The sequence below is a fragment of the Caldisericota bacterium genome, assembly GCA_034717215.1.
Classification (GTDB): Bacteria; Caldisericota; Caldisericia; order Caldisericales; family Caldisericaceae; genus UBA646.
Genome location: JAYELD010000049.1, coordinates 1 through 2,344 on the forward strand (window position 1 = coordinate 1; position 2,344 = coordinate 2,344).

Here is a 2,344-nt window from a genome sequence, read left to right on the forward strand (position 1 = left end):
ATCACGAAGGCCACGAAGAAATCCAATAAAAAACAATAACTTCGTGTTTCTTCGTGCACTTCGTGGTGAACAAACACTTGCCGACTGAGAATCAACCTGGAATTAGCCACCCGGATTTATTGAGAAGTTACCATAAGTTCTCATAACATACTGAAATAATTAAACCACAACTTATTCACCTTTTATAAAATATCTTATCTGTAAACTTGGGAAAAGGCAAGAAACTGTTCCCATATCATTTAGTTTTTTTTACCGCCCGCTTCGGGCTTCTGGCTACGCTCTACGGGCTACGCCCCGACAAGTCGCTCTGCAAGCTACGCCCCGACAAGTCGCTCAAGGCTCAGAAACTCTCTGCAAAATATAAATCACATCTGCCATTCCGATCCGGTTGTCTGCGTTTACGCATTTCCTTTGTCATTCCTGCAGGAATCCAAAGACTGGTCTGCAAAGCAATTACCCCGATTTAATGCTAAAGAGCGAAAGAGCTGTTTTTCTCTGGTTGTACTTTTTGACAAAAAAGTTTAATCCTTAAGCAGCGGTTTTGTACAATAAAAACAAATACAGCTAATGGTATCAAATGGTATGGTTGCAAAATGTGTAACCGTGAACCGTGAACCGTGAACTGTGAACGATTACCTGAATGTAGAGGAGATAAACAGCAGGTGGCAGCATATAAGTATCAGCGGGATTCCCGTTATTTTATTCAGATAGCTGAAGGCGTAAAAGAAGCAGGTGTAGAAGAGCTGGCCGAACTTGGTGCCGAAGACATTGCTCCGGAGTTTCGCGGAATTCATTTCAGAGCGGACAAATCAACCCTGTATCGAATTAATTATTTGACAAGGCTTGCTTCACGGTGCCTTGCGCCGTTAATATCATTTAATTGTCATGATACCGATATGTTGTACAAGAAGGCAAAACAGATACAATGGGAAGATTTTTTTGCACAAGGCAGTACATTTGCCGTATCAGGGATTGTTTCCGACAGTAATATTTCTCATTCAAAGTACGCTTCTCTCCGCCTCAAAGATGCAGTTGCTGATTATTTCAGGGAAAAGACCGGTAAGCGCCCTGATGTTTCTATAAGGAATCCTGATATCCTGCTAAATCTTCATATCAGGCATGACAAGGCAGAAATAAGCCTCGATACCTCTGGAGGCGCGCTTCACAGGAGAGGATACAGAGAGGAGACAGTATTAGCGCCCATGCAGGAAACTGTCGCGGCAGCGATTATCCGATTTACAGAATGGAACGGGTCTGTCCCTTTATATGATCCCATGTGCGGTTCGGGAACACTTTTGTGCGAAGCGCTCATGTGGTACTGCAACATTCCTTCAGGCATTTTTAGAAACAAATTCGGTTTTGAATTTCTGCCTGACTTTGACGGTTCTATCTGGAAGCAGGTTAAAAAAGAGGCTGATGCAAGAATCCGGGAGCTGCCGCAAGGTCTGATTGCAGGCAGTGATCTGTCTGAAGAAGCTGTCGATGCGGCTAAGATAAACATAATGGGGATTAATTACGGAAAGAATGTAAAAATTGAAAAGGCTGACTTCAGAGAGTTGCCTGCCATTGAGGGGCGGGTAATTGTGACAAACCCTCCTTATGGCATTCGAATGTGGAGAGATGAGGATCTTGAAGCGTTTTACAAAGATTTCGGTGATTTTCTTAAACAGAAATGCAAAGGTTCAACTGCTTATATTTACTTCGGAGAACGCAGATATATAAAAAAAATCGGCTTAAAAGCATCATGGAAAAAACCGATCAAGGCGGGCGGGCTTGACGGCAGACTAGTCAAATATGAGATGTACTGAACCCTGAACCCTGAATATGGATGATGATCGTAAAAGCAGAACGCAAAAGAAGCCGGGAGACTCGGCCATTGCCATCGCGAAAGGGATGAATGCACAGGAAATCGAGATTCAGGGCGGCCAGAAGGACAAAAGGGTGAGCCCATCGTTCTCGAAGCTCACAAGGCCAGAGTTCAATCTTTCCGTTTATTCTTTATCAGTAGTGTCCGGTTAACTTTCGAACAATTTCAATTGGATATGTGAACTATTAATTTCGTTTTTGTAATTACTTTGCGCCAGCACTTGATAAATGGGCTTTTTCTCAAAAAGAGAAATACTTAAAATCAGGTATGGTAACTTGATATTTGGCAGTTACTTTAGACAATTTCTTCACCTCCCAAGGTATACTCTTTTTGCAATTCAGTATACCTTGTGCTTGTTCACCTGTCAATTTATCTTTTTTATATCAGACAAGATTTAAAAGGGCGATCAAGCGCACCCAGGAAACCGCCACATCTCTTTGTGGTTTTCAGAATTTAAAGCAGCTTTAATGTGTCAGG

The 2,344-nt window shown here is 42.4% G+C and carries 1 protein-coding gene and 1 pseudogene; one reads left to right on the plus strand and one right to left on the minus strand.

The annotated features are described in order from the left end of the window. Window positions 1-662: 662 nt before the first annotated feature. A complete protein-coding gene (locus U9Q18_02360; GenBank protein ID MEA3313202.1) occupies window positions 663-1,808 on the plus strand; it encodes a THUMP domain-containing protein in 1,146 nt (381 codons plus the stop codon). A gap of 46 nt (window positions 1,809-1,854) precedes the next feature. On the opposite strand, the pseudogene U9Q18_02365 reads toward U9Q18_02360, so the two are convergent. Further along, window positions 1,855-1,962 (minus strand): annotated as a pseudogene (locus tag U9Q18_02365) (Fic family protein). Window positions 1,963-2,344: the final 382 nt, after the last annotated feature.